Below are 22,826 nucleotides of genomic sequence, written 5' to 3'. Positions count from 1 at the left end.
TTGCCTCCTGAGCTATGTCAACGGTTGATGACTTAGACGCTATGCCGCTGGCCGAGGCCATGTCAACAGCCGATGACTTAGACTTCGCTGATGCCGTCCCCACGCCCCCGCAACGCCGAGGCCACCCGGTCGGACATCCTGGCCGCCGCACGCACCCGCTTCGGTGCGGACGGCTACGAACGGACCACGCTGCGGGCTGTCGCTGCCGACGTCGGCGTGGACGCCGCGCTGGTCATCCGGTATTTCGGCAGCAAGCAGGATCTGTTCGCCGCAGCCGCTGAATTCGACCTCGACCTGCCGGACCTGCGGGGTCTGGATCCCCACCACATCGCCGAGGCCCTGCTGTCGCGTTTCTTCGCGGTGTGGGAGGAGGGCACCACCTTCGTGGCCTTGCTGCGCGCGGCCATGACCAGCAACACCGCCGCCAACACCATGCGCCGGGTGTTCGCCGAGCAGGTGGCACCCACCGTGGCAGCCGTGGTGCCCGACCACGGCGCGCAGCGGGCCGGACTGCTCGGCGCGTTCATCATCGGCCTGGCCACCACGCGGTACGTCGTGGCCAATCCGGCCGTCGCCGACCTCGACCGCGACGAGCTGATCCGCTGGGCTGCGCCCCTGATCGCGCACCTGCTGACCGGACCCGCTCCCACTGGGTAACCCTGTTGCCATGTGGACCGCCGGAACGCACGTCGACGCCTCGCCGGATGTGGTGTGGCAGATCTTGACCGACCTCGACCTGTGGCCGAAGTGGGGGCCGACGGTGTCGCGCGCCCGGCTCACCGCAGGCCCGTTGGAACTCGGTGCCCGCGGGACCGTCACCACACCCGTCGGCATCTCGGTCCCGTTCGAGATCACCGACTTCGAGCCGGAGCACCGCTGGGCGTGGAAGGTCGCCGGCATCCCGGCTACCGCGCACGGCGTCAGCCCCCAGCAGTCCGGGTGCCGGGTGTGGATGAGCAGCCCCGTCTGGGCACCGGCATATCTCCCGGTGCTCGCTGTCGCGGTGCACCGGATCGCGGAGATGGCTGAGCACGTAAACGCTGGATGAAGCTCCGGCAAACGCAGGCGCGGCGCACTGCGCGGCAACGCCGAACTGGTCATGATCGACAACGTGGAGTCTTTTGTCGCGGTATACGTAGAGGGGTCGGCCGATGTGGACGCCGTGCGGACCGCAGTTGCCGGATCGACCGTTCCTGACGGTGTGACGCAGGTGGCCGTCGTCGGCACCGACACCTTCGGCTGCCGGATCGCTGTCGACCTGTCCGGGGACTTCGATCCCGCGCGCGGCGAAATGATCGCCCGCGCCTACGCCGACGGGCTGCGCACCCGGCTCGGCGTGCCGGTGTACTGCCTGGCCGATCTGCTGATGCGCGATTACCCCGCGAGTTGACCCTTAGCTGGACACCTGTCGGTTACCGTTCGAGGCGGTAACACGAGGGAGGCACAGTGAAGGTCCTGGTCACCGGGGGCACCGGTTTCGTCGGCGCGTGGACGGCGAAAGCTGTCCAGGACGCGGGTCACCAGGTGCGATTCCTGGTCCGCAGTCCGCAGCGGCTGCGCACCAGCGCCGAACAGATCGGCGCCGACATCTCCGACCACGTGGTGGGTGACATCGCCGATTCCGCCGCCACCGCTGCCGCGCTCGACGGCTGTGATGCGGTGATCCATTGCGCGGCAATGGTGTCCACCGATCCGGACCGGGCCGACGAGATGCTGATCACCAACCTCGAAGGTGCGCGCAATGTCCTGGGAGGCGCGGTGGCCGCCGAGCTGGACCCGATCATCCACGTCTCCAGCTTCACCGCCCTGTTTCGGCCGGGCCTCGACGTGCTGCACGCCGATCTGCCGGTCGCGGGTGGCTCCGACGGCTACGGCAAGTCCAAGGCCCTGGTCGAGGCCTACGCCCGGGGGCTGCAGGACGCCGGCGCACCCGTGGACATCACCTATCCCGGCATGGTCCTGGGCCCGCCCGCCGGCGACCAGTTCGGCGAGGCCGCCGACGGCGTCGAGGCCTCGGTCAAGATGTGGGGCGTCCCCGGCCGCAGTGCCGCCTGGATCGTCGTCGACGTTCGCGACCTGGCCGCGCTGCACGTGGCGCTGCTCGAGCCCGGGAAGGGCCCGCGGCGCTACATGGCCGGCGGCCGCCGCGTCTCGGTGGGCGAATTGGCCTCGATGATCGGCGCTGCGGCCGACCGCGGCCTGCTGGTGTACCCGGTGCCGGACACCGCGCTGCGGGCAGTCGGGCGCGTCTTCGACGTCATCGGGGACCAGCTGCCGTTCGAGACCCCGATCAATTCTGCGGCCATGCAGTACTACACGCAGATGCCGAGGTCCGACGATTCGGCCGCAGAGCGGGATTTTGGCATCTTGCTGCGGGATCCCGCCGAGACGGTCGCCGACACGGCCGACGGATTACGCCGCGTGGGCCGCCTGTAGGTGTCGCCCGGTCCGGGGCGGGTACCACGCCTCGGTGACCACCACGAGCGACACCAAACTCGATCGCAGGATCACCGGACCGCTGCTGTTCCTGTTCATCCTCGGAGACGTGCTCGGCGCCGGCATCTACGCCCTGATGGGCGAACTGTCCGCCGACGTCGGCGGCGCGCTGTGGGCCCCGCTGGTCACGGCCCTGCTGCTGGCCCTGCTCACTGCAGGCTCCTATGCCGAGCTCGTCACCAAGTACCCACGGGCCGGCGGCGCGGCGGTGTTCGCCGAGCGGGCCTTCGGGCGACCCCTGGTGTCGTTTCTGGTGGGCTTCTGCATGCTGGCTGCGGGCATCACCAGTGCGGCGGGCCTGGCGCTGGCCTTCAGCGGCGACTACCTGACCACGTTCATCGACGTTCCGCCTGTGCTGGCGGCCATCGTGTTCCTGGCGCTGATCGCCTGTCTCAACGCCCGGGGCATCAGCGAGTCCCTGAAGACCAATGTGGTGATGACCGCCATCGAGCTGACCGGCTTATTGATCGTCATCGTCACGGTGGCCGTCATGGTTGGGGGCGGGGGAGGAGAACTGAGCCGGGTCGGGCAGTTCCCGGCCGACACCAGCCCTGCCCTGGCCATCCTCGGCGGTGCCATCGTGGCCTACTACTCCTTCGTCGGGTTCGAGACCTCGGCCAATGTGGCCGAAGAGATCCGCAACCCCAGCAAGGTGTATCCGGCCGCGCTGTTCGGTGCCCTCATCACCGCCGGAATCGTCTACGCCGCAGTCGGAATCGCCAGCGCCGTCGCGCTGCCGCCGGAGGAGCTCGCCGGGTCGTCGGGTCCGCTGCTGGACGTCGTGGCGGCCACCGGTGTGGCGGTACCCGGGTGGCTGTTCAGCGCCATCGCCCTGGTGGCGGTGGCCAATGGTGCGCTCCTCACGATGATCATGGCCAGCCGGCTCGCCTTCGGCATGGCCGAGCACGGTCTGCTGCCGGCGGTACTGGGCCGGGTGCTGCCGCATCGGCACACGCCCTGGGTGTCGATCATCGCCACCACCGTGGTCGCGATGGGGCTGACTCTGGTCGGGGACCTGGCCACCCTGGCCGAGACGGTGGTCCTGCTGCTGCTGTTCGTGTTCATCTCCACCAACGTCGCGGTGCTCGTGTTGCGCCGAGACACCGTGCCGTACGAGCACTTCCGCGTCTGGACGGCGATCCCGGTGTTGGGTGTCGGCTCGTGTGTGCTGCTGCTGACCCAGCAGACTGCGCAGGTCTGGCTCTTCGCGGCGATCCTGCTGACGGTGGGCGCCGTGCTCTATCTGGTGGCCCGCGCCACGGCTTCGGGCGACACGTGAGTACGCAGACCGGCCGGCTGCTGGACATCACCCGCATCTACCATGAACCCGACATCACCCGTTTCGCCCGGGCTCGGGAGATCCTGGCCGGCCACCCCGATGCCGAACTCGTCGAAGTGCCGTCGCACCAGTCGATTCCGGGGCTGTATGGCAATGAAGGCAATGTCTCAGACTGGGTGCGGATCAAGCGCAACGTGTTGGTGCTGGGGGAGAAGAGAAGTCTGACCGCGCGCCGCAACGAGCGCTCCAGCGACTGGATCGCCCCCTCGACATCCAACGGGTGCGCCATGGCCTGCTCCTACTGTTATGTCCCGCGGCGCAAGGGCTACGCCAACCCCATCACGGTGTTTGCCAACATCGAACAGATCCTCGGCTACCTCGAACGCCACGCGCGGCGCCAGGGCGTCAAACCCGAGCCCAATCAATGTGATCCGGTGGACTGGGTCTATGACATCGGCGAGAACAGCGACTGCTCGGTGGACGCCCTGGTCTCCGACAACGTCGCCGATCTGATCAACCTGTTCGGCCGGATACCCAACGCCAAGGCCAGTTTCGCGACCAAGTACGTCAACCGCGGCCTGCTCGACCTCGAGCCCCGGGGCGGCACCCGGGTCCGGTTCAGCCTGATGCCGAAGGAGACGTCCAAGCTGGTGGATATCCGCACCTCGTCGATCGTGGATCGGATCGCCGCGCTGGACGACTTCGTCGACGCCGGGTACGAGGTGCACCTGAACTTCAGTCCGGTGATCGTGCACGAGCACTGGCAGGCCGAGTGGGCGACCCTGCTCCAGCAGATCGCCGACGGCACCAACGACCGCACCAAGGCGCAGCTGGCCGCCGAGATCATCTTCCTGACCCACAACGCCGGGCTGCACGAGGTCAACCTGGGCTGGCACCCGCGAGGCGAGGAACTGCTGTGGCGGCCCGACCTGCAGGAGGCCAAACTCAGTCAGAACGGCCAGTCGAACGTGCGCTACAAGAGCACCTGGAAACGCCGGTGGGTGGATCAGCTCACCGGGATGATCGGGGAATACCTGCCGTCGTGCCGGATCCGCTACGCGTTCTGATCACGGTGAGCACGTAGACAGCAGACCGGCGATCTGCACCGCGACCAGGGCGGTGACGGCAAGCGCGTCAGCATCCTCGGCGGGCAGGTACCGGTCGCCGGCCGCGTCGTACCGGGCGCCCGCGATCGCGGCGTGGTCGGTGTCGAGCTCGGCCAGGCGCACCGGCCGGCCGATGCGCGTCAGATGGGCGGCGAAGTCCCGGCTGACAGCGACAGGGACGACGTCATCGACGCGTCCATGCAGCAGCAGCAACGGCCCGTCCGGCCGCTGCGGAACCAGGTTGGTCAACGGCCTTCCCGTCAGCGGGTCCGGCGCCGTGAAGGCGCCGCCCAGGGTCACCGTGTGCACCGGACTGAGCTCGGAGTCCGCACGGCCCAGGGCCATACCCGCGGCCGCCGCGCCACCGAGCGACCATCCCACGAGCACGACGTCGGCGGTGCCGGCGCGCTCCCGGGCGAAGGCCGCCGACGCCAGCAGATCGGCGCGACCGCCGTCGGCGGCATGCGAGTCCCAGTCCGGGGCCAACACGGCCGGGCCGTGCCTCGCGATCAATTCCGCCAGCGGTCGCACGGCCGCACGGGCATCGGTCTGCATACCGTGCCACAGCAGGACGGTCGGGCGGCCCGGCCCGCCGAACACATCGACGGCGCGGCCCGGGGCGTATTCGGTGGTCTCCACGAATCAGGGATGCCCAGGATCGGCCGCGGTACGCGGACGCTTCAACGGGGAACCATTACGGTTGATGTTCCGGCACACCGACTCATGCCGGCAGTGCCGGGAAGGATGACACAACGTTGGTCACGCACAGTCTGACCGTGGTTTCCGCGTTGCTCGCCGCCGTCTTCATGGCCGTTGGCATCGTGGTGCGCCAGCGAGCCACCCTCGACGTCCCACCTGAAGCCGGCGTCAGCCCCGTGATGCTGCGCACCCTGGTTCGGCGGCCGCTGTGGTGGGCGGGCACCGGGGCCGCAGTGACCGGCTACGCGTTCCAGGCGGCGGCGCTGGCGCACGGTTCACTGATCCTGGTGCAGCCGCTGTTGGTGTCGGCACTGCTGTTCGCGCTGCCGCTGAGTGCCCGGCTGGCCGATCGCACCGTCTCGGCCAGCGAGTGGTTGTGGGCGGTGCTGCTCACGGTCGCGTTGACCGTGTTCGTGATCCTCGCGCGCACCGAGCCCGGAGAGTATGTGGTGCCGACGCTCACGCTGACCCTTCTGTGCGCGGTCACCGCCGTGTTCTCGGTTGCCCTGGTGGCCCTGGCCATCCGGACCTCCGGTACCCCGCGGGCCGTGCTGCTGGCGGTCGTGGTGGGTGTGTTGTTCGGGGTGATGGCGGTGTTGACGAAGATCGTCATGCACACTGCCACTCATGCCGGTGCCGGTGCGGTGTTCCTACGCCCCGAGGTCTATCTCCTGATTGCGGTGGCGGTGATCGGTACGGTCCTGCAGCAGTCCGCCTTTCACGCCGGCGCGCTGCAGACCTCCGTGCCCACCATGTTGGTGCTGGAGCCGGTGGTGGCGGTGGCCCTCGGTGCGGTGATGCTCTCGGAAGACATATCGGTCAACGGCCTGGAGGCGCTGGCTCTGCTGCTGGCCGCACTGGTCATGGTGGCCGCGACCATCGCTCTGGGCCGCGGTGAGGGAGCTTACGAGGACCGGCTGGAGGCGGCGGTCGGCGAGCGCGGTTAATCCGCGAGGTTGAACGCGGCGATCACCTTGGTGGGACGCACCCTGACGATGAGCTCGCCCGGGACACCGTTGCGCCTGCCGAATTCTTCGGCGCGGTCGGCGCCCATGTAGCGGCCGCCGATCCGGGTCGCGATGTCGCGCAGGGCGGTGGGATCATCGCTCAACTCTGCCACCCCCTGGACCTGGACGAACGAGAACGGCGGATGGGGGTCGTCGACCGTCATCACTAACCGCGGATCGCGTTGCAGGGCCTTGCCTTTCGCGGTGCCCGCAGCGGTGTTGAACACCAGGTGATCGTCCTCGACCAGGAACCACACCGGCGCCACCAGCGGGCGACCGTCGGAGGCCAGGTAGCCCAGCATGCCGGTGCGGGTTCCCGTCATGAGGAACTCGACGACCTCGGGGGTCAGCGCAGTCACGGTGGTCTCCTTCAGTCCGATGGGTTTCCGCTGACAGCGACGGTGATCTGCGGCGCGGCGGCGGGGTCCAGCCAGGTGAGCAGCGTGCGCATCTCATCACGCCCGATGGCCACACAGCCCCACGTGGGCGTGCCGTCGGTGACGTGCAGGAAGATGCCGGCAGAGCGGCCCGGGATTCGTTGCGGGTTGTGCTCGATCAGCACTGCGTAGTCGTAGATCACGCCGGAGTCGTAGAGGTTCTCGGCATCGTCGGACGGCATGTCTTCTGAATGCACGTGGGTGTTGTACGTCGGCGACTCGGGGTCCTCGTCCCACCAATCGGCGTCGGTGGTCTGGAAGTAGGGCAACCGCGTTCCCGGGTTGGGTTCGCGACCGAAAGCCTGCCCCAGCGGGTAGGTGCCCACGGGCGTCCGGAACACGTCGTCCTCGCTCACCCCGACACCCAACTCACCCAGGTCGGCATGGGTGGGCCCCAGAAACACCCGCCATTGCCCGTTCATCCACTCATAGGCGGTCAGCGTGCCGGTCGGCGAATTCGCTGCGGGAGCGCTGACCTCGATGCGTTGGGTGGTGGCCGGGCGGTCGGTCGCAGGTTCAGCACCCGCCACGCCCGCCGCCGTCCACATGAGCACGCACAGGGCGGCGAGAACTCTCAGCACTCCACGAGTCTAGAGCTCAACTGGTCCATCCGGTCGGTTGCGGCCACGCTTGCACCACTCGTTGCCCGTCGCGCAGTCGCACGTAGTCGTAGTGTGCTTCCGCCGCCTCGGCCACGGTGTCGGCGAACACGCGGCGTGCCTCCGCCTCTGACCCTCGCACCAGCAGCTGCTCCTCCGCGCCGTCGGCAGGGTCACCGGGGTTGTGTGCCCGGGCGGCGATGACTTCCCACTCACTCATGCCGCGCCGGGTACCCACTCCTAGTCGTCTTTACGGATCAGTCGACCCAATGCCTCCCGGTCGGGGGCCAACAGCTCATCGATGCGCGGCTGGTTGACGTCGGCGACGATGATCTCGCCGACCTCCTGGTAGACGTCGCTGAAGATGCCGTGCGACTTCATCTTCTCGGTCTGATAGATGTTGTCCTCGGTGGGCGTCACGTAGTAGACGATCTCCGGCTTGAAGCGGTGGATCAGCCACAGGTGGATGAGGTCCATCAGGCGCTTCTTGCGAAACTTCTCGGCGAAGGTGTTCTGGTCGCGGACGGTCAGGATGCTGCGGCCGTGGCGGTCCTTGATGGGGTCCACCACCACGTTGGCCAGCGGGTCGGCGCCCTCCTGTGCGCCTTCGCTGATGATCTGCAGATCCAGCACATCCGACCCGGCGCGCCGCGGACGCAGCTGCACCCGCAGTTTCTCGCCCAGCTGGTAGTGCTCGCTCCACAGCGCCAACCACTCTTCCAGCAGCTTCTTGGGCACCTCGGTCTGCACCAGGTGTTGGTGCTGGGTGGATCCTTTGCCCATGGCCTTGGTGGTGGCGGTGCGCCCCGACACCGCGGCCAGGGCTGCGTCGCTGCGGGGCCCACCCACCAGCGTCTGAGGTGTGCGGTAGGGGGATTCGACCAGACGCATCTTCCGTTGCAGCCGCGCCAAGGCCAGCATGCCCTCCTGCCGGAGCGCGGTGGCGAACTCTTCACAGGCCACCCCGTCCACCTGGTGGCCGCCGTAGGTGATGAAGTTGAAGACGAAGCCCATCTTGCCGAGTTCCTCTGGAAATGCCCGCATTTCGTCGTCGCTCATCCCGGTGGTGTCCCAATTGAACGACGGTGACAGGTTGTAGGCCAGCATCTGCTCCGGGTACACCGCGTGGATGGCCTCGGCGAATTCGCGGGCATCAGCCAGGTCAGCGGTCTTGGTCTCCATCCACAGGACATCGGCGAACGGCGCTGCGGCCAGCGATTTGGCGATGGCATACGGAATGCCGCCGCGCACCTGGAAGTAGCCCTCCGGAGTCTTGGCCCGTTCGCAGTCCCAGGCCACATCGGCGCCCAGTTCCTTGGCCTTCTCCCTGGCCGTGTACAACGGTGCGGTCACGGCGAATTCGCGCCACTGCGCGGCCGTCATCTCGGCCGATTCGCCCTCCCTGGCGCGGAACTCGAGAAGCTCGGCCACCGCTTCGCCGTAGGTCTGCAGGCCCGAGTCAAGCTGCCAGGCGTCGATGAACTTCGACTCCACCTCGTCGTAGACCGCATCGATGGACGCGGCTTTGCCGTCCAGCCACGCGGCGGCAGCGTCGTCGATGACGGCGATGAGACCTTGGCGTTCCAGCCACGCGGTGGCGGTGCTGTATTCCCCCTCGGGCAGGGCGTACAGCATGTGCCCATTGATCTCGCTGGCGCCACGCTCGTAGAACCGCCGCATCATCGCCAGGAAACACGACTTGTACGACGGGATCTTGAGATTGGTGGCACCCAACAGGAACGGCTGATCGCGCTCGTCGGCGCGGCTGTCGATCAGGTTGGCGGCCTCGGCGTCGGTGCGCGCCACGATGATGCCGGGCACGCCCATGATGTCGAGCTGAAAGCGTGCTGCGTTGAGCCGCTTGAGTTGTTCATCCGAGGGCACCAGCACCTTGCCACCCTGGTGCCCACACTTCTTGGTGCCAGGACGCTGGTCCTCGATGTGGTAGCCCGGAACACCGGACTCGACAAAGCGTCGAATCAGGTTGCGCACGTGTGGATCTCCACCGTGGCCGGTGTCGGCATCGGCAATGATGAAGGGCCGGTAGTCGACCGCGGGGGAGGCCGCGCGCTGTTCCTCGGTCATCTGCAGGCGCAGGTACTGCTGGTTTCGGTCGGCAGTGAGCAACGCGCGCACCAGGCCGGCCGCCTCGTCGGGCACCTGACTGAGTGGATAGCTCGCCAGATCCGGCCCCGGGTCCTCGGAGATGGAGCCCTTCGCCGAGGTGGCCCAGCCACCGAGATAGATGCCCTCGATGCCCATCCGCTTCATCACCACCGCCTGGCCGGGGGAGTACGGCCCGAATGTGGTGATGCTCTTCTTCTGCGCGAACAACTCGCGCAGGCGGGCATGGAATGCCACCGCAGCCTCCCGCGCCACCGGGTAGTCGGCGGGGATGGTGCCGCGCTGTTCGACCACCTGCCTGGCGCTGTAAAGCCTGATGATGCCCTCGAACCTCGGGTCCTCGAAGTATCGCTGGGTGGCAGTCACCTGTTGATCGAAGGGGGTTTGGGCGGTGGCGTCGGCGTCGATGGCCATGGGCTCACGCTCCTCGTTGAGCTCGCATTTTCCCTGTGAGAGTGCCGAGTCTAGCCGCCATGGGTGACAGCGGAGGGGCATTGCGAGGTTGCTGTATCTCTATCCACAGGCAGGGATTCGGCGGCTTCCGTCGTGTCGGTGGGTGGTGGCACAATCGAATGTATGTTCGATACGCTTCCGGATCCGGTGACCTACGGGGATCTGACCCCCAAGGAGCTGGTTACTGCCATCCGGGAGTACCGCCCAACGCATCACCACCGAACGCGAACACAACGCCCTGCTACGCGCCCTCGACCACGGCCCACCCACCCGATCGCCGTTCATATAGGGCCTAGCAGTACAGGTATTCGACTGACCATTCGGAGCCGGTCCAGGCCGCCGTGAATTGGCCACCGAGGGCCGGGTTCGCGTCGGTGATCATTCCGCTGCCTCCGGTAGCAGGCACGAAGCCGGGCGGGTCCCACGTGATCGACTCAAACGCCGGCGGCATCTCGGGGGTGCAGGCGATCTGCTTGGACACATAGCCGTCGACGATGGTCTGCTCGGCGCTCTCCACAGTCGGGGCCGATGCTTGCGGGCCGGCCCACGCGGGGCTCGCGATGCCAGCGCAGAACATCGACACCAGGGTGCTCACAGCAACGAGACGTCGGCAGCTCATGGTCGGCAGTATGCGTCAGCGAGTACCGCCCCCGGACGGTAACTCGGCGATTGCAATCCGGTGACGATCACGCACGTTTCCGCCGCAGATGCTGAAGGCGGGAATGCCGTTGTGATGACCTGGATATCAATGGCTACTTCCCGCATGGTGCTGACATCCTTGGCCGCTGCTGGCGCCGTCTTCGCGGCGCCCACCGCGAACGCCGCGCCGCCGTCCGACGGCCAGGGGTACCTCGACTCGACGGCGCGGTGTACATCAGTGGCCGACACTGTGGTGTTCGGCAGTACATCGACCTCGCGGGTCGCGATCTGCGAGACGGCAGACGGCCTGCAGTACCGCGGTGTGCGGGTGCGCGACGGCGCCCGGTTGATTCTGCCCGCAACCGGATCCGGCGGCAGCTATACCGCGACCCGGGACGGAGTCACCTACACCGTGACCTCCGCCGCATTGAAGATCACCAGCGGTTCGCAGACACTGCGCTCCGAGACCATGTTGGATTTCCACGGCACCGCCACACCGGCCGCGCCCGAGGCAGCCCCGGCCGAGCCCGCCACACCCGTTGACGACCGGCCGCCGCTACCCGCCGAGGTGGGCGGCAGCGGGAGCTGACGCCAACAGGGGAAGCACACCGCGTCCGACGTGGTCGATCTCGACCGATTGCGGATACCCCGACAGGATGAACTCGGAAATGCCCAGCCGGCGGTATTCGTCGAACACCGCGGCCACCTCCTCGTAGCTGCCGATGGCGGCGGTGCCGGCACCGTCGCGCAGCAGGCTGGGCCCGGCCCACAGCCCGGGGTGGACCTCGAGGCTGCGCGCATCCACCAGCTCGCCGGTGGTCAGCGCCGCCATTCTGCGCTGACCTTCGGAACCGCTGGCCAGGTACCGCTCGTGGGTGGCACGCACTTTCTCGGCCGACAAACCAGCGATCAACTCGTCGGCCCGCTGCCAGGCCTGCTCGTGGGTGGGCCGGGCCACGGAGTGCAGTCGCAGGCCGAACCGCAGCGTCCGGCCGTACCGGGCGGCGGCTTCGCGCACCCGAAAGATCTTGTCCGCTACCTGATCCGGCGGTTCACCCCAGGTCAGGTAGACATCGGCGTGCTGGGCCGCCACCTCGATCGCCTCCGGCGAGGACCCGCCGAAGTAGACGGTCGGCACCTGCTCGATGGGATAGGCCGTCGTCGCGGCGGTCACGTCGTAGAACTCACCGCGAAAGGAGAATTCGGGGTTGCCCCAGATCCCGCGCACGACGGTGAGGAACTCTCCGGTGCGACGGTACCGCGCGGCCTTGTCGATGTGGTCGCCGTAGCGGTGCATCTCGGTATCGTCACCGCCGGTGACGATGTTGAGCGCCAACCGGTTCCCGGTGAACCGCTGGTAGGTGCTCACCTGAGCGGCCGCCAGGCTCGGTGACAGCACGCCCGGCCGGAAGGCCACCAGGAACTTCAACCGTTCGGTGTGTTGAGCCAGGGCTGCAGTGGCAATCCAGGAGTCCTCGCAGTGCGAGCCGGTGGGCGTCAGTACCGCTTCGAACCCGAAGTCCTCGGCCGCTCGGCTGAGCGCCGTCAGGTTTTGCAGCGTGGGTTCCAGGTGAGACCGGCTCCGCACCGCGGCGGTCCCTCGGTTGTCGGCAATGGTGGTGGTGTCGCCGTGTGTCGGCAAGTACCAGTGGAACTTCGGGCTCACGACGCCTCACTGTTCGGTTCTGTTTGATGACAACTGCTTTCACGCTAGCGGACCCACAGCCCCATCCCCGGCAGTGGTGAACCTCACGATCCACCGTCCGCGCAGCTCATCGGCGTTGCGCGGGCACCTCCGCGCCGTCGTTGGAATCAGTGCGATTCCTACTCTTCTCGGCTGTGTGACAGCTGCGTAGCTTGGGCGGCTGTGCGCCTGACCGGCCACGCAAACACACGCGCCCACAATTCCTTTCGACAAGAGAGCGTTCATGATCGAGATCGAGAACCTGACCAAACGGTTCGGGGACCGCACTGTGCTCGACGACATCACCCTGTCGGTCGGCAGCGGGGAGATCCTGGCGGTGGTGGGACCCAGTGGTGCCGGCAAGAGCACCCTGTCCCGATGTGTGAGCTTTCTGGAGCGCCCGACCAGCGGCACGGTCCGAGTGGACGGCAAGGACTTCACCCGCATCGACGGAGCCGAGCTGCTTACCGCACGTCGTAGCGTCGGGGTGATCTTCCAGTCGGCACCGCTGCTGCGCCGCCGCACGGTCGCCCAGAACGTCGCGCTGCCACTGGAATACCTGCACGCCACCGACAATGCCATCCAGTCGCGGGTCGCCGAACTGCTGGATCGGGTGGGTCTCACCGATCGCAGCGGGTTCTATCCAGCCCAGCTCTCGGGCGGGCAGAAGCAACGTGTGGGCATCGCCCGGGCGCTGGCGCTGGGGCCCGCGAATCTGCTCTCCGACGAGGCCACCTCCGGCCTCGATCCGAGCACCACCAAGCAGATTCTCGGGCTGCTGAGCCATCTGCGAGACGAGTACGGGCTGTCCATCATCTTGATCACGCACGAGATGGAGGTGGTCCGCGAGATCGCCGACTCAGTGGCCCGCATCGACGACGGACGGATCATCGAGAGCGGGTCGGTCGAGGACGTCATCCTGGATCCGACGTCACTGCTCGCACACGAACTGCTGCCGGACCGGCCGAGCGTGCCGGTGCGCGGCGACGGCGAGGTGTGGGAGGTCTCTTACGCCTCACGGGACGTACCGCTGGACTGGTTGACGACGATCTCCGCCGCTCCGGGGATCGCCGACGCGACAGTCAGTGTGCTCAGCGCCAGCGTCGAGGCCATCCGAGGAATCGCGGTGGGTCGCGCCGTGCTGGCCATTGCACCGGCAGCACCGCGGGGCTTCCGTGACTACCTCACCGATCGCGGACTGCACGTGCGCGCCACCACAGCACCTGTGGCGGAGGCCGTCGCGTGACGACCCTGCTGGCCATCGAGGATTTCAACACCCCGTGGGCGAACGTGCCCAGCCTGTTGCTGCCGGCCTACGGCCAGACCTGGGTGATGGTGGCGGTCACCATGGCGCTGGTGGTGCTGATCGGCACCCCGGTGGGCATCGTCCTGCACAACACGTCGGGATTGGGTCTGTTCCCGGACCCCCGGGTGTTCCGGGTGCTCAACACGATCGTCAACATCGGGCGCTCGCTGCCGTTCCTGATCCTGATGGCGGCGATCATCCCGGTCACCCGCTTCATCGTGGGCACCACCATCGGCATTCCCGCCGCCATCGTGCCGATGACCGTTGCCGGCGTTCCGTTCTTCGCACGGCTGGTGCAGAACGCGTTGCGTGACGTCCGCCCCGACGTCACCGACATGGGGCAGGCCAGTGGCGGTTCGGCGGTACAGGTGATCCGCTCGGTGCAGCTGTCCGAGGCGCTGCCCGCACTGGCCGGAGCGCTGACGGTCAACACCATCGCCATGATCGAATACTCGGCCATCGCCGGATCCATCGGCGCCGGCGGCATCGGCAACCTTGCAATCACATACGGCTACAACCGTTTTGACGACAACATCATGATCGCCACGGTCATCACGTTGATCGTCACCATCCAGGTCGTCCAATTTGTCGGTGACCGCGCGGTCGCCGCACTCACCCGTTAGGAAAACTGTGACCATCGCGATCGAAACCAAGAAGCGTGGCCGCAGGCCGCTGGTGTTGAAGCTTGCCGGTGGCGGGGTGGCCATTGCCGCCGTCGTCGGCGGCATCATCTACGCCAACACCTCCAATGCGGATCAACCTTTCGGCACCAATCTGAAAGTGGCCACCTGGAGCACCGACATCGCCGCTGAGAACCTGCTGCAGTTCATCAGCACCGAGGTCGCACCCGATCATGGCATCACCATCGAACCGGTCCAGATCGACAACCTGATCGAGATCAACCGCGCCGTCGACGCCGGCAACGTCGCCGGCAACTTCTTCGAGCACCAGCCGTTCCTCAACGACGCCATCGCCGCCAACGGTTTCGAATTGACCCTGGCTGCACCGACATTCACCTGGGATCAGGCCACCTACTCGAACAACTACCGCAGCTGGGATGAGTTGCCCACAGGGGCCAGCATCGCCCTGCGCGACGACCCGGCCGGCCAGGCCATCGCCCTGCTGGACCTCGCCGAGGCCGGTCAGATCACACTGAAGCCAGGTAAGGACACCATCGACGGCCTGCCGCAGTTGGGCGACATCGAGTCCAATCCGAAGAATTACGAGTTCGTCCAGGTGCCCATCGGCCAGTTGGCGCGCAGCCTCGCCGACGTCGATGCCGTCACCGTGCACATCTCCGACGTCTACGCCGCCGGTCTGACCGAAGACCAGATCCTGGCCCGCCACCCCGCCCCCGCGGGTAGCGAGGGCGGACTCGTGGTGAGCAACAAGCACCTCGAGGATCCGAACGTGCAGAAGCTGATCGAGACTTTCCAAGACCCCAAGATCGCCGAGTTCCTGGAGACCACCGACAACGCCCTGATCCGCGACACGCTGGGCCCCATCGGTGGCTGACACCACGAGGCCGCTCTACTACTCGGCGTTTGTCATGAACACCGCTTCTCATGTGCTGCACGGACTCTGGCGGGCACCGGAAGCGCAGAACCACAAGTTCAACGAACTGCGGCACTGGACGTCGCTGGCCGCGCAGGTCGACAAGGCCGGCTACGACCTGTTGTTCTTCGCCGATGTCTTCGGTCTGCGCCAGACGTGGAACGGCAATTGGAGCAAGGCCGTCGAGGCGGGCATCCAGATACCGGTGAACGACCCGTCGGTGCTGGCTTCGGCGCTGGCGGCGGCCACCGAGAACCTGGGCATCGTGTTCACCAGTTCGATCATCCAGGACCACCCGTTCGACTTCGCCAGGCGGATGTCGTCACTGGATCACTACACCGACGGCAGACTCGGCTGGAACATCGTGACCAGCTTCAACGAGAACATGTTCCGCAGCTTCGGTCACGAGGGCACCCTCGCCCACGACGAGCGCTACGAATGGGCCTATGAGTACGTCGAGGTGGCCTACAAGCTGTGGGAGGGTTCCTGGGACGACGACGCCCTGGTCCAGGACAAAGAACGGGGAATCCACTCCGACCCGGGCAAGATCCACAAGATCAACCATGTCGGCAAGCGCTACACCGTGGAGGGCCCACACTTTTCCTCGCCGTCCCCGCAGCGCACCCCGGTGCTGTTCCAGGCCGGCTCCTCGCCGGCCGGGCAGCTGTTCTCGGCGCGCAACGCGGAGGGCGTTTATATCAGCAGCCCGAATCCCGAAGCCGCGCACACACTGACGACGGAGACGCGCCGACTGGCCGCAGACAACGGACGCGACCCCGACGACATCACCTTCGCGCAGGGACTGTCCTTCGTCATCGGCGACACCCACGCCGAGGCGGTACGGCGCAACGACGAGATCAAGCGTTACCTCGATCTGGAAGGTGTTGCGCTGCATGCCCTCGGTGACGCCGGCATCGACGCGGGCAGCCATCCGCTCGACACCCCGCTGAGCGAACTGGGGGAGTTCACCGGAGTGAAGAGCTACGCCCGGTGGGCCGCGGAGTCGTCGGGCAATGCGGAGCCGACCATCCGGGATCTGGCCTGGGTGATGGAGGGTGCCAACCGCGTGGTGGGCACCGCCAGTGAAATCGCGGATCGCCTCGAAGACTGGCGCGACGCGGGCGTCAACGGCATCAACGTCTACCACGCCACCGTTCCGGGCTCATTCCAGGAAGTGGCCGACCGGCTGTTCCCCACGTTGCGTGAGCGTGGCCTGATCACCACCGAGAAATCGGGAACGCTGCGGCACAAGCTGCTGGGCAAGGGGGACAGGTTGCCGGACTCGCACCCCGCGGCGGAGTTCCGCGGCGCCTTCGCCGACAACAACCTGCGCAACGGAATCCCGCGGGTCAGCTGACCGTCAACACCGCCTTTCCCGCAACGCGGCGGCCCAGCAGCGCCTCGGCGGCGTCCGCAATGGTGTCCCAGCTGTCGCGTAGACCGATCTGCGGGTCCAGGTCGCCGCGTTCCAGCAGCGTCAGCAGGTGGTTCAGATCGTCGCGCAGCGGCAGGCGCACGGTGAACGGTTCGATGCGCTTGTGCACGCCGAGGCGCCGGTGCGCCTCGAAGTCAATCGTGGTGGGTCGCCCGGACGCCATCCCGATGGACTGCACCGACCCGCCTTCGCCGACCAACCGGAAGGCCTCGTCCAGCAATTCGCCGCCCACGTTGTCCAGTACTCCGAAGACCGGCTGGTCGACTTCGGCCAGGCCGACGACAACCTCGTCCGCGCCCAGCTCGGTCAGTCCCGCCCCGCGCGCCCGGCTCCCCACCGCGGCGATGACATGGGCGCCGGCCCGGGCCGCTATCTGGACCGCGAAGCGACCGACACCGCCCGAGGCGCCGGTGATCAAGACGCGGCGCCCGACGATCGGACCGAGGGCGCGCAGCGCCTGCAGCGCCGTGACGCCGGCCACGGGTACCGCCGCCGCCTCCTCGAAGTCGACGCGGTCGGGCAACGTAGCCAGGTTCTGCGTCGCCACCGCCCGGCGCTGCGCCCATCCCGCCGCCGGACCGAATCCCACCACCCGGGTGCCGGGCGGCGGACCCGAGCCGTCGGCGGCTGCCTGCAGGACCACACCCGCACTGTCCCAGCCGGGAATCTCCCCAGGCTGCCGGGCGAAGTCGACCCAATGGATCTCCCCGAAGTTCAGCCCGATGGCTCGCACTTCGATGAGGGCCTCATTCGCCGCCGGCTGCGGTTCCGCGACGTCGGCGAAGTCGAGATCGGCTCGGGCGCGGGGGTTGTAGACGATGGCTCGCATGTGTCCGGCAACGTCACCGGATAGTGGTTATTCCCTGTGAACACACCGCCGGGGGCGCGTCGGGGCACCGCGACGCCACCCCCTCGCTGGTATCGTCCGAACCGCCGACGCCGAATCGAAACCTGCAGAAATCCACACGAAAGAGTCTTGTGCGCACCGGAGAGATCAAAGCCCTGTCCGGCTTGCGCATCGTGGCTGCCCTATGGGTTGTGCTGTTCCACTTCCGTCCGTTGCTGGAGCAGGCAGCACCTGGTTTCCGCTCCGCGCTGGCACCCGTCCTCAACAGTGGCGCCCAGGGCGTGGACCTGTTCTTCATCCTCAGCGGGTTCGTGCTGACCTGGAGCTACCTGGACAAGATGGGGCCGCATTGGTCCACCAGAGCCACCCTGCACTTCCTGTGGTTACGGCTGGCCCGCGTCTGGCCCATCTACCTGGTGACCATGCACCTGGCTGCGCTGTGGATCATCTTCACCCTCTACGTCGGCCACATTCCCAGCGAGGCCGTCCACGAACTCACCGCCGGTAACTATCTGTCGCAGTTCTTCATGGTGCAGTTGTGGTCCGTGCCGTTCTTCGACGGCACCAGTTGGAACGGGCCGGCCTGGTCCATCAGCGCAGAATGGCTGGCCTACCTACTGTTCGGGGCGCTGATCCTGGTGATCTTCCGGATCAGCCAGGCCACCCGCGCCCGCGGGCTGATCCTGCTGGCAGTTGCGGCGTCGCTGCCCCCGATCATGCTGCTGCTGGCCAGCGGCTACTTCTACTCGCCGTGGAGTTGGCTGCCCCGCATCGTCATGCAGTTCACCGCGGGGGCTCTGGCCTGCGCCGCGGTCCGCAAGCTGCGGCCCACTGACCGCTCCCGCCGAATTTCGGGCTGGACCTCGCTGGGACTGGTGGCGGCCATCGTGGGCCTGCTCTACTGGTTCGACGCCAACCCCTCGCCGCGGATCTACGACTCGGTGGGCTTGGTGGACGTGCTGTTCGTCCCGTTCGTGGTCGCGCTTGCCGTCGGCGCGGGCAGCCTGCCGACTCTGCTGTCGTGGCGGCCGATGGTCTATCTGGGGCACATCTCGTTCTGTCTCTACATGGTGCACGAGATCGTGCACACCGCCTGGAATTGGGCGGTGCTCCAGTTCGAGATCGTGCTGGTGCCCAGCTGGTGGGCCAAAGGGGTGGTGGCGGGGTTGATCCTCGGGGCCCTGGCCGCCTCAGCGCTGCTGTATCACTTCGTCGAGGAGCCGGCCCGGCTGTGGATGCGCCGGATGATCGACGTCCGCAAACTCCCGGTGGACATCCGCACCGAAAAGGCCGCGCACGGCACCCTCAAATCCGCTTAGTCGGTGTCCGCACTCTCGGCGTCGGGCAGCCCGTCCGGGGGCGGGGTCGCGTAGGCCGGATTGGCGGGCGGGACGTCCGCGTCGTGCTGATCGGAATCAGGGGAACCAGGTGCAGTCATCAGCCAGCGATACCCGTTCAGCGGCGCACTATGCGGATACGCACCGGTCCACGCCACTGTGCGTCGGGATCCAGCACCTCACCACGCTGGGTGATCTCCACCTGGCCGGCTCGGGCCAGTTCGCGCGCGCAGTCGCGGGCGTCGTCCATCAGGTCGCGCCAGTCCTGGCCACCGACAGCCCGCGCCGCGTCGGAGGGGCAGATGCTGCTTTCCGGGCCGCGTGCGGTCGCCATGTCCCGGATGCTGTCTCGCAGCTGCCGTCGAAGCGATGCCACCACGCCGTCGCGGATACCCGGTTTCCGGTTCGGGCCCGCAGGCTATCCACAGCGATGCCCGAGCTGACCGACGACGGTCACCACTTCCTGATCGACGGCCGCCGGTGGCGTGCGACGGACCCGATGATCCCGGAGGCGCGCCGAGCCGAGCTGACCCGCGTGCTGATGGCGTGGCGACGGGAGGTCCGTCGCACCAAGGGCACCGAGGGCGAGGCGGCGGCGCGGGCCGGGGTGCAGGCCGCGAAGGTGGCTCTGGGGGAGCGCGGGAGCCCGCCCTGGTGGGAGCAGACCGAGCAGCAGCGCCGGCGACGCTGGCAAGCCCAGGTGCCCGATCCCGGGTGAGTCCTCAGGGTGCGGCGATATCGCCGGCAGCGGCGCGCAGCGCGGCCACCACAGCGGTCAGAGACGGCGCCGGGTCCTCCCGAGTGAGCGCCAGGGTGGCCCGGCCGCTCCATCCGGCATCCCGGACCCGGAGGACGGCCACGCCCGCGGGGACCGAGCGGGCCGCCAGCTCCGGGAGCAGGCAGATCCCGAGTCCGGCTGCGACCATGCCCAACCGTGCCGGCCAGCCCCGCAGCCGATACCTGATCACCGGATCAGGCAGCGTGGGCCAGGCGCCGAACTGGGGTTCAGCTGTGGAACCGGTTCCGGCGATCCAGCTTTCATCGAGCAGTTCCCGGACGTCGACCTCGGCCGAAGCGGCCAACCGGTGGTGCCGGCTGACGGCAACACACAGGTCGCCGGCGTACACCCGGTGCGACCGGAGTCCATCGAGGTCATAGTCGGGCAGACCGGCGCCCACACCGATCACCACCACATCGAGACGGGCGGTGCGCAAGTCGCGCAGCAAGGCGGGGGTGGCTGCCTCCGTCAGCGCCACCCGAAGCCCGGGATGCTCACCACCCAGGTGCGCGACCGCCAGGGGCACCAGCACGGCCATGGCCGCGGGGAAGGCCCCCACCGACACGCGTCCGGTCACGCTGTCACCGAGGCTCTCGAGGTTGCGCTGCAGGTCGGCTACGTTGCCGAGAATGCGCGGCGCGTGTTCGAGCAGCACGGATCCCGCCGCAGTGAGGTTCACCCCGCGCACTTCGCGGATGAACAACTGTTGTCCCACAGCGCTTTCCATGGCGGCCACCTGACGTGAGATGGCCGGCTGGGAGTAACCGAGCGAGCGTGCTGCCGCACTGAAGGACCCCAGGAGTGCGATTTCCCGGCACACCCGCAGGCCTTCGAGCGTCACTTCGTCCACGGGCTCCACGGTAGCCATTCATTTTACGTATGGGTACTCGCCGAACTTCTCATAACCGGAATGGATAACAACGGTCCCGCGCCCGGTTGACTTGTATCAACAGAGAGGGATTCACATGACCACGACTTGGTTCATCACCGGCGCCTCCCGCGGTATGGGGCGGCTGCTGGTGGAGCAGGCGCTCGAACGGGGCGACACGGTGGCGGCCACCGCCCGCCGCCCGACAGATCTCGACGACCTGGCCACCCGTTACGGCGCCCGGCTCTGGCGGCGCGCTCTGGACGTCACCGACACCACCGCGATGCGGCAGGTGGTGGGCGAGGCGTTCGACGAGGTGGGGCACATCGACGTCGCCGTCTCCAATGCCGGATACGGGGTGTTCGGCGTCGCCGAGGATCTGACCGACCAGCAGATCGATCAGATGATCGCGACCAATTTGACCGCCAGTATCCAGCTGGCCAGAGCGGTGGTGCCGCGACTGCGCGCCCAGGGCGGCGGCCATCTGATGCAGATGTCGAGCATGGGCGGACAGATCACCTTCCCCGCCTTCTCGCTGTATCACGTCACCAAGTGGGGCATCGAGGGCTTCTATGACGCGCTGGCCGTCGAAGTGGAACCCTTCGGCATTCACACCACGCTGATCGAACCGGGGGTGGTGCGTACCGGGTTCTTCGATGCCGCAGCCCGAGTGGACCTCAGCGCCTCGTATCGCGGGGGCCCGGCCGACGTGGCCGCGATCGCCGAGGAGGACATGCCCGACAGCCCGGAACGCACTGTGGCCGCGATCATCCGGGCGGCCGACGCTGATCACCCGCCCCGGCGCCTGGTGCTGGGGTCCGACGCCTGGGCTCTGATGACCGCCGCCCTGTCGCAGCGGCTGATCGAGGTGTCCGCCCAACGCGACAACGCCGCCACCGCCGACTTCGATTAACGCCGGCCCCGTACCCAGGGTTGTTCGTTACGCTCCCGGCGCTCTCGCTCGTCGGCGCGATCCTGGGTCCAGAAGTCCTCGAACTTCTTGCCCGGGTGGACGCTGGGCACCCGATTCATGATGGAGCTCAACCATTTCGGCGCCACGGCCGGCTCGTATTGGGGAACCACACCACTGAGCGCGGCCATGCTCTTGAGGACCACAAAAACGCCGAAGAACGCGTCCGGAGCACTGGTGATGGCCACCCCGAGGAATCCGAAGATGAGCGTCAGGTGCACCACGATCACCCGGGACAGTCCGCCGTTGGCCAGTTGCTCGACCTGCCAGAACGTCCACTGCCGCAGGCTGATGAGATCGATCAGAAAATCCAGGGCCAACAGCCCGACCACCGTCAGGCATCCAAAACCCACACTGTGCCAGTCGATCTGGACCAGCGATCCGACCCCGTTGTGGTTGAGCAACAACAGGATGACGCCGAGGAACAGTCCGTGCGCTGCGCTGAATGCGAACGCGATCAACGCAAACCCCGAGATGAACGAGGAGGTCTGGGCGCTCCGCCCTTCGCTGGGTCCGCGGTAGTCGAAGTGTCCGCGCAACGGTTTCCAGCGCCGGTGCAGGGCCAGCCTGGCGCAGATGAAGCCGCACACCGCCAGCGTCTCGAACCAGTACACCACCAAGGTGGTGGCCCCGGACCAGTCCGCGGCGAACCAGCCGATGACCGGTACCGCGATCACGCCCAACAGCGTCAGCACGTGTGCCATGCGGGTCACCGGCACATCGTCGCACGTCAATCCCGCGATTGGATCAGCCTTGACCGGCCCGCCACCTGTCCAGCACCCGGCGGTCGCGTTTGGTGGGACGACCGGTACCGCGGTCGCGCATCGCAATGGGGATGGCGGGCACACTCGGCGGGGGCGGTGTGCGGTCCAGATAGCAGGTCACGGCCACCGGGGCCCCGACCCGTTTCTGGATCACCTGCACCACCTCGACGATGCGGGTGGTGTCGCCGAGCCGGGCGCGCACGGTATCGCCGGGGACCACCGTGGTGGAGGGTTTGGCCGTGCGGTCGTTGACGCGGACGTGCCCGCCGCGGCAGGCCTCGGCCGCGTCAGGTCGGGTCTTGGCCAGCCGCACCGCCCACAGCCACCGGTCCACGCGGGTCGATTCCACACCGTCCATCATCACCTCGATCGTCACATTCGGGTTTATCACCCCGGTCCGCGGGTTAGTTAGATCCTGTTCGCAACAGGAAATGGGTCGCAGTG

General features: G+C 67.4%; 28 protein-coding genes. 15 read left to right on the top strand and 13 right to left on the bottom strand.

Annotation, left to right across the window (positions count from 1 at the left end; genetic code table 11):
- Positions 1 to 90 precede the first annotated feature (90 nt).
- Genes G6N58_RS23485 through G6N58_RS23460 form a run of 6 tightly spaced genes read left to right on the top strand, consistent with a single transcriptional unit; the run spans position 91 to position 4,842 of the window.
- Positions 91 to 657 (top strand): TetR/AcrR family transcriptional regulator, encoded by a 567-nt coding sequence (locus tag G6N58_RS23485; RefSeq protein WP_115277084.1) that lies wholly within the window; start codon positions 91 to 93, stop codon positions 655 to 657.
- 10 nt (positions 658 to 667) lie between these two features.
- Positions 668 to 1,048 carry an SRPBCC family protein gene (locus tag G6N58_RS23480; protein ID WP_115277085.1) on the top strand — a complete coding sequence of 127 codons (381 nt, stop codon included), beginning with the start codon at positions 668 to 670 and terminating at the stop codon, positions 1,046 to 1,048.
- A gap of 51 nt (positions 1,049 to 1,099) precedes the next feature.
- Positions 1,100 to 1,390, top strand: a complete 291-nt coding sequence (locus tag G6N58_RS23475) for a hypothetical protein (RefSeq protein WP_115277086.1) — start codon at positions 1,100 to 1,102, stop codon at positions 1,388 to 1,390.
- A gap of 56 nt (positions 1,391 to 1,446) precedes the next feature.
- A complete protein-coding gene (locus G6N58_RS23470; protein WP_115277087.1) occupies positions 1,447 to 2,436 on the top strand; it encodes an NAD-dependent epimerase/dehydratase family protein in 990 nt (329 codons plus the stop codon).
- A 34-nt stretch (positions 2,437 to 2,470) separates the two neighbouring features.
- The gene (locus tag G6N58_RS23465; RefSeq protein WP_115277088.1) at positions 2,471 to 3,775 is read left to right on the top strand and encodes an APC family permease; all 1,305 of its coding nucleotides are present in this window, start codon (positions 2,471 to 2,473) and stop codon (positions 3,773 to 3,775) included.
- Positions 3,772 to 4,842 carry a spore photoproduct lyase family protein gene (locus G6N58_RS23460; RefSeq protein WP_115277089.1) on the top strand — a complete coding sequence of 357 codons (1,071 nt, stop codon included), beginning with the start codon at positions 3,772 to 3,774 and terminating at the stop codon, positions 4,840 to 4,842. The genes G6N58_RS23465 and G6N58_RS23460 overlap by 4 nt, the downstream gene beginning before the upstream one ends.
- Here G6N58_RS23460 and G6N58_RS23455 read toward each other — a convergent pair whose 3' ends face one another.
- On the bottom strand, positions 4,843 to 5,520 hold the full coding sequence (locus G6N58_RS23455) for an alpha/beta hydrolase family protein (RefSeq protein WP_115277090.1): 678 nt from the start codon (positions 5,518 to 5,520) through the stop codon (positions 4,843 to 4,845).
- Between the two features lie 116 nt (positions 5,521 to 5,636).
- Here G6N58_RS23455 and G6N58_RS23450 point away from each other — a divergent pair, with 116 nt between their 5' ends.
- Positions 5,637 to 6,527 (top strand): DMT family transporter, encoded by an 891-nt coding sequence (locus G6N58_RS23450; protein ID WP_115277091.1) that lies wholly within the window; start codon positions 5,637 to 5,639, stop codon positions 6,525 to 6,527.
- Here the strand turns inward: G6N58_RS23450 and G6N58_RS23445 are convergent.
- From G6N58_RS23445 to G6N58_RS23425, 5 genes are all read right to left on the bottom strand, one after another.
- A complete protein-coding gene (locus tag G6N58_RS23445; protein ID WP_115277092.1) occupies positions 6,524 to 6,946 on the bottom strand; it encodes a PPOX class F420-dependent oxidoreductase in 423 nt (140 codons plus the stop codon). The two genes, G6N58_RS23450 and G6N58_RS23445, sit on opposite strands and share 4 nt — an antisense overlap.
- Positions 6,947 to 6,957: 11 nt before the next feature.
- Complete coding sequence (locus G6N58_RS23440; protein WP_308213261.1) at positions 6,958 to 7,605, bottom strand: L,D-transpeptidase family protein; 648 nt, start codon at positions 7,603 to 7,605, stop codon at positions 6,958 to 6,960.
- Between the two features lie 16 nt (positions 7,606 to 7,621).
- Positions 7,622 to 7,843 carry a hypothetical protein gene (locus G6N58_RS23435; RefSeq protein ID WP_115281312.1) on the bottom strand — a complete coding sequence of 74 codons (222 nt, stop codon included), beginning with the start codon at positions 7,841 to 7,843 and terminating at the stop codon, positions 7,622 to 7,624.
- Between the two features lie 20 nt (positions 7,844 to 7,863).
- Positions 7,864 to 10,161, bottom strand: a complete 2,298-nt coding sequence (aceA, locus tag G6N58_RS23430; RefSeq protein ID WP_163908358.1) for an isocitrate lyase ICL2 — start codon at positions 10,159 to 10,161, stop codon at positions 7,864 to 7,866.
- 331 nt (positions 10,162 to 10,492) lie between these two features.
- Positions 10,493 to 10,795 carry a hypothetical protein gene (locus G6N58_RS23425; RefSeq protein ID WP_115277093.1) on the bottom strand — a complete coding sequence of 101 codons (303 nt, stop codon included), beginning with the start codon at positions 10,793 to 10,795 and terminating at the stop codon, positions 10,493 to 10,495.
- A gap of 168 nt (positions 10,796 to 10,963) precedes the next feature.
- Between G6N58_RS23425 and G6N58_RS23420 the strand changes: the two genes are divergently transcribed.
- Entirely contained in the window at positions 10,964 to 11,428 is a 465-nt protein-coding gene (locus tag G6N58_RS23420; RefSeq protein ID WP_232067968.1) for a hypothetical protein, read from the top strand.
- On the opposite strand, the gene G6N58_RS23415 is transcribed toward G6N58_RS23420, so the two are convergent.
- On the bottom strand, positions 11,396 to 12,505 hold the full coding sequence (locus tag G6N58_RS23415) for an LLM class flavin-dependent oxidoreductase (protein ID WP_115277095.1): 1,110 nt from the start codon (positions 12,503 to 12,505) through the stop codon (positions 11,396 to 11,398). The two genes, G6N58_RS23420 and G6N58_RS23415, sit on opposite strands and share 33 nt — an antisense overlap.
- A 262-nt stretch (positions 12,506 to 12,767) precedes the next feature.
- On the opposite strand from G6N58_RS23415, the gene G6N58_RS23410 reads away from it, so the two are divergent.
- From G6N58_RS23410 to G6N58_RS23395, 4 genes are read left to right on the top strand one after another with little or no spacing between them, the layout of a single operon-like run.
- On the top strand, positions 12,768 to 13,769 hold the full coding sequence (locus G6N58_RS23410; protein WP_115277096.1) for a methionine ABC transporter ATP-binding protein: 1,002 nt from the start codon (positions 12,768 to 12,770) through the stop codon (positions 13,767 to 13,769).
- Positions 13,766 to 14,452 (top strand): methionine ABC transporter permease, encoded by a 687-nt coding sequence (locus G6N58_RS23405; RefSeq protein WP_163908356.1) that lies wholly within the window; start codon positions 13,766 to 13,768, stop codon positions 14,450 to 14,452. Before G6N58_RS23410 ends, G6N58_RS23405 begins: the two co-directional genes overlap by 4 nt.
- A 7-nt stretch (positions 14,453 to 14,459) precedes the next feature.
- Positions 14,460 to 15,344 (top strand): MetQ/NlpA family ABC transporter substrate-binding protein, encoded by an 885-nt coding sequence (locus G6N58_RS23400; RefSeq protein WP_115277097.1) that lies wholly within the window; start codon positions 14,460 to 14,462, stop codon positions 15,342 to 15,344.
- 34 nt (positions 15,345 to 15,378) lie between these two features.
- The gene (locus G6N58_RS23395) at positions 15,379 to 16,740 is read left to right on the top strand and encodes an NtaA/DmoA family FMN-dependent monooxygenase (RefSeq protein WP_115281314.1); all 1,362 of its coding nucleotides are present in this window, start codon (positions 15,379 to 15,381) and stop codon (positions 16,738 to 16,740) included.
- On the opposite strand, the gene G6N58_RS23390 is transcribed toward G6N58_RS23395, so the two are convergent.
- The gene (locus tag G6N58_RS23390; RefSeq protein ID WP_115277098.1) at positions 16,733 to 17,647 is read right to left on the bottom strand and encodes a zinc-binding dehydrogenase; all 915 of its coding nucleotides are present in this window, start codon (positions 17,645 to 17,647) and stop codon (positions 16,733 to 16,735) included. The two genes, G6N58_RS23395 and G6N58_RS23390, sit on opposite strands and share 8 nt — an antisense overlap.
- Before the next feature lie 149 nt (positions 17,648 to 17,796).
- On the opposite strand from G6N58_RS23390, the gene G6N58_RS23385 reads away from it, so the two are divergent.
- Positions 17,797 to 18,984: an acyltransferase family protein gene (locus G6N58_RS23385; protein WP_115277099.1), complete on the top strand. Its 1,188-nt coding sequence runs from the start codon at positions 17,797 to 17,799 to the stop codon at positions 18,982 to 18,984.
- On the opposite strand, the gene G6N58_RS31100 is transcribed toward G6N58_RS23385, so the two are convergent.
- Together G6N58_RS31100 and G6N58_RS23380 are read right to left on the bottom strand one after the other, a co-directional pair.
- Entirely contained in the window at positions 18,981 to 19,103 is a 123-nt protein-coding gene (locus tag G6N58_RS31100; protein WP_264034544.1) for a hypothetical protein, read from the bottom strand. The two genes, G6N58_RS23385 and G6N58_RS31100, sit on opposite strands and share 4 nt — an antisense overlap.
- 17 nt (positions 19,104 to 19,120) lie before the next feature.
- Positions 19,121 to 19,378 (bottom strand): DUF3253 domain-containing protein, encoded by a 258-nt coding sequence (locus G6N58_RS23380; RefSeq protein ID WP_115281315.1) that lies wholly within the window; start codon positions 19,376 to 19,378, stop codon positions 19,121 to 19,123.
- 54 nt (positions 19,379 to 19,432) lie between these two features.
- On the opposite strand from G6N58_RS23380, the gene G6N58_RS23375 reads away from it, so the two are divergent.
- A complete protein-coding gene (locus tag G6N58_RS23375) occupies positions 19,433 to 19,720 on the top strand; it encodes a hypothetical protein (protein WP_115277100.1) in 288 nt (95 codons plus the stop codon).
- A gap of 4 nt (positions 19,721 to 19,724) precedes the next feature.
- On the opposite strand, the gene G6N58_RS23370 is transcribed toward G6N58_RS23375, so the two are convergent.
- The gene (locus G6N58_RS23370; RefSeq protein ID WP_115281316.1) at positions 19,725 to 20,630 is read right to left on the bottom strand and encodes a LysR family transcriptional regulator; all 906 of its coding nucleotides are present in this window, start codon (positions 20,628 to 20,630) and stop codon (positions 19,725 to 19,727) included.
- A 115-nt stretch (positions 20,631 to 20,745) separates the two neighbouring features.
- Here G6N58_RS23370 and G6N58_RS23365 point away from each other — a divergent pair, with 115 nt between their 5' ends.
- Positions 20,746 to 21,561, top strand: coding sequence for an SDR family oxidoreductase (locus G6N58_RS23365; RefSeq protein ID WP_115277101.1), 816 nt, complete (start codon positions 20,746 to 20,748; stop codon positions 21,559 to 21,561).
- Here G6N58_RS23365 and G6N58_RS23360 read toward each other — a convergent pair.
- Positions 21,558 to 22,322, bottom strand: coding sequence for a DUF6498-containing protein (locus G6N58_RS23360; RefSeq protein ID WP_172545047.1), 765 nt, complete (start codon positions 22,320 to 22,322; stop codon positions 21,558 to 21,560). The two genes, G6N58_RS23365 and G6N58_RS23360, sit on opposite strands and share 4 nt — an antisense overlap.
- Before the next feature lie 43 nt (positions 22,323 to 22,365).
- Positions 22,366 to 22,731: an Hsp15 family ribosome-associated heat shock protein gene (locus G6N58_RS23355; RefSeq protein WP_163908669.1), complete on the bottom strand. Its 366-nt coding sequence runs from the start codon at positions 22,729 to 22,731 to the stop codon at positions 22,366 to 22,368.
- Between the last annotated feature and the right edge of the window lie 95 nt (positions 22,732 to 22,826).

The sequence above is a fragment of the Mycolicibacterium tokaiense genome (assembly GCF_010725885.1).
GTDB lineage: Bacteria > Actinomycetota > Actinomycetes > Mycobacteriales > Mycobacteriaceae > Mycobacterium > Mycobacterium tokaiense.
This window is presented reverse-complemented; position numbering and strand designations above follow the sequence as displayed.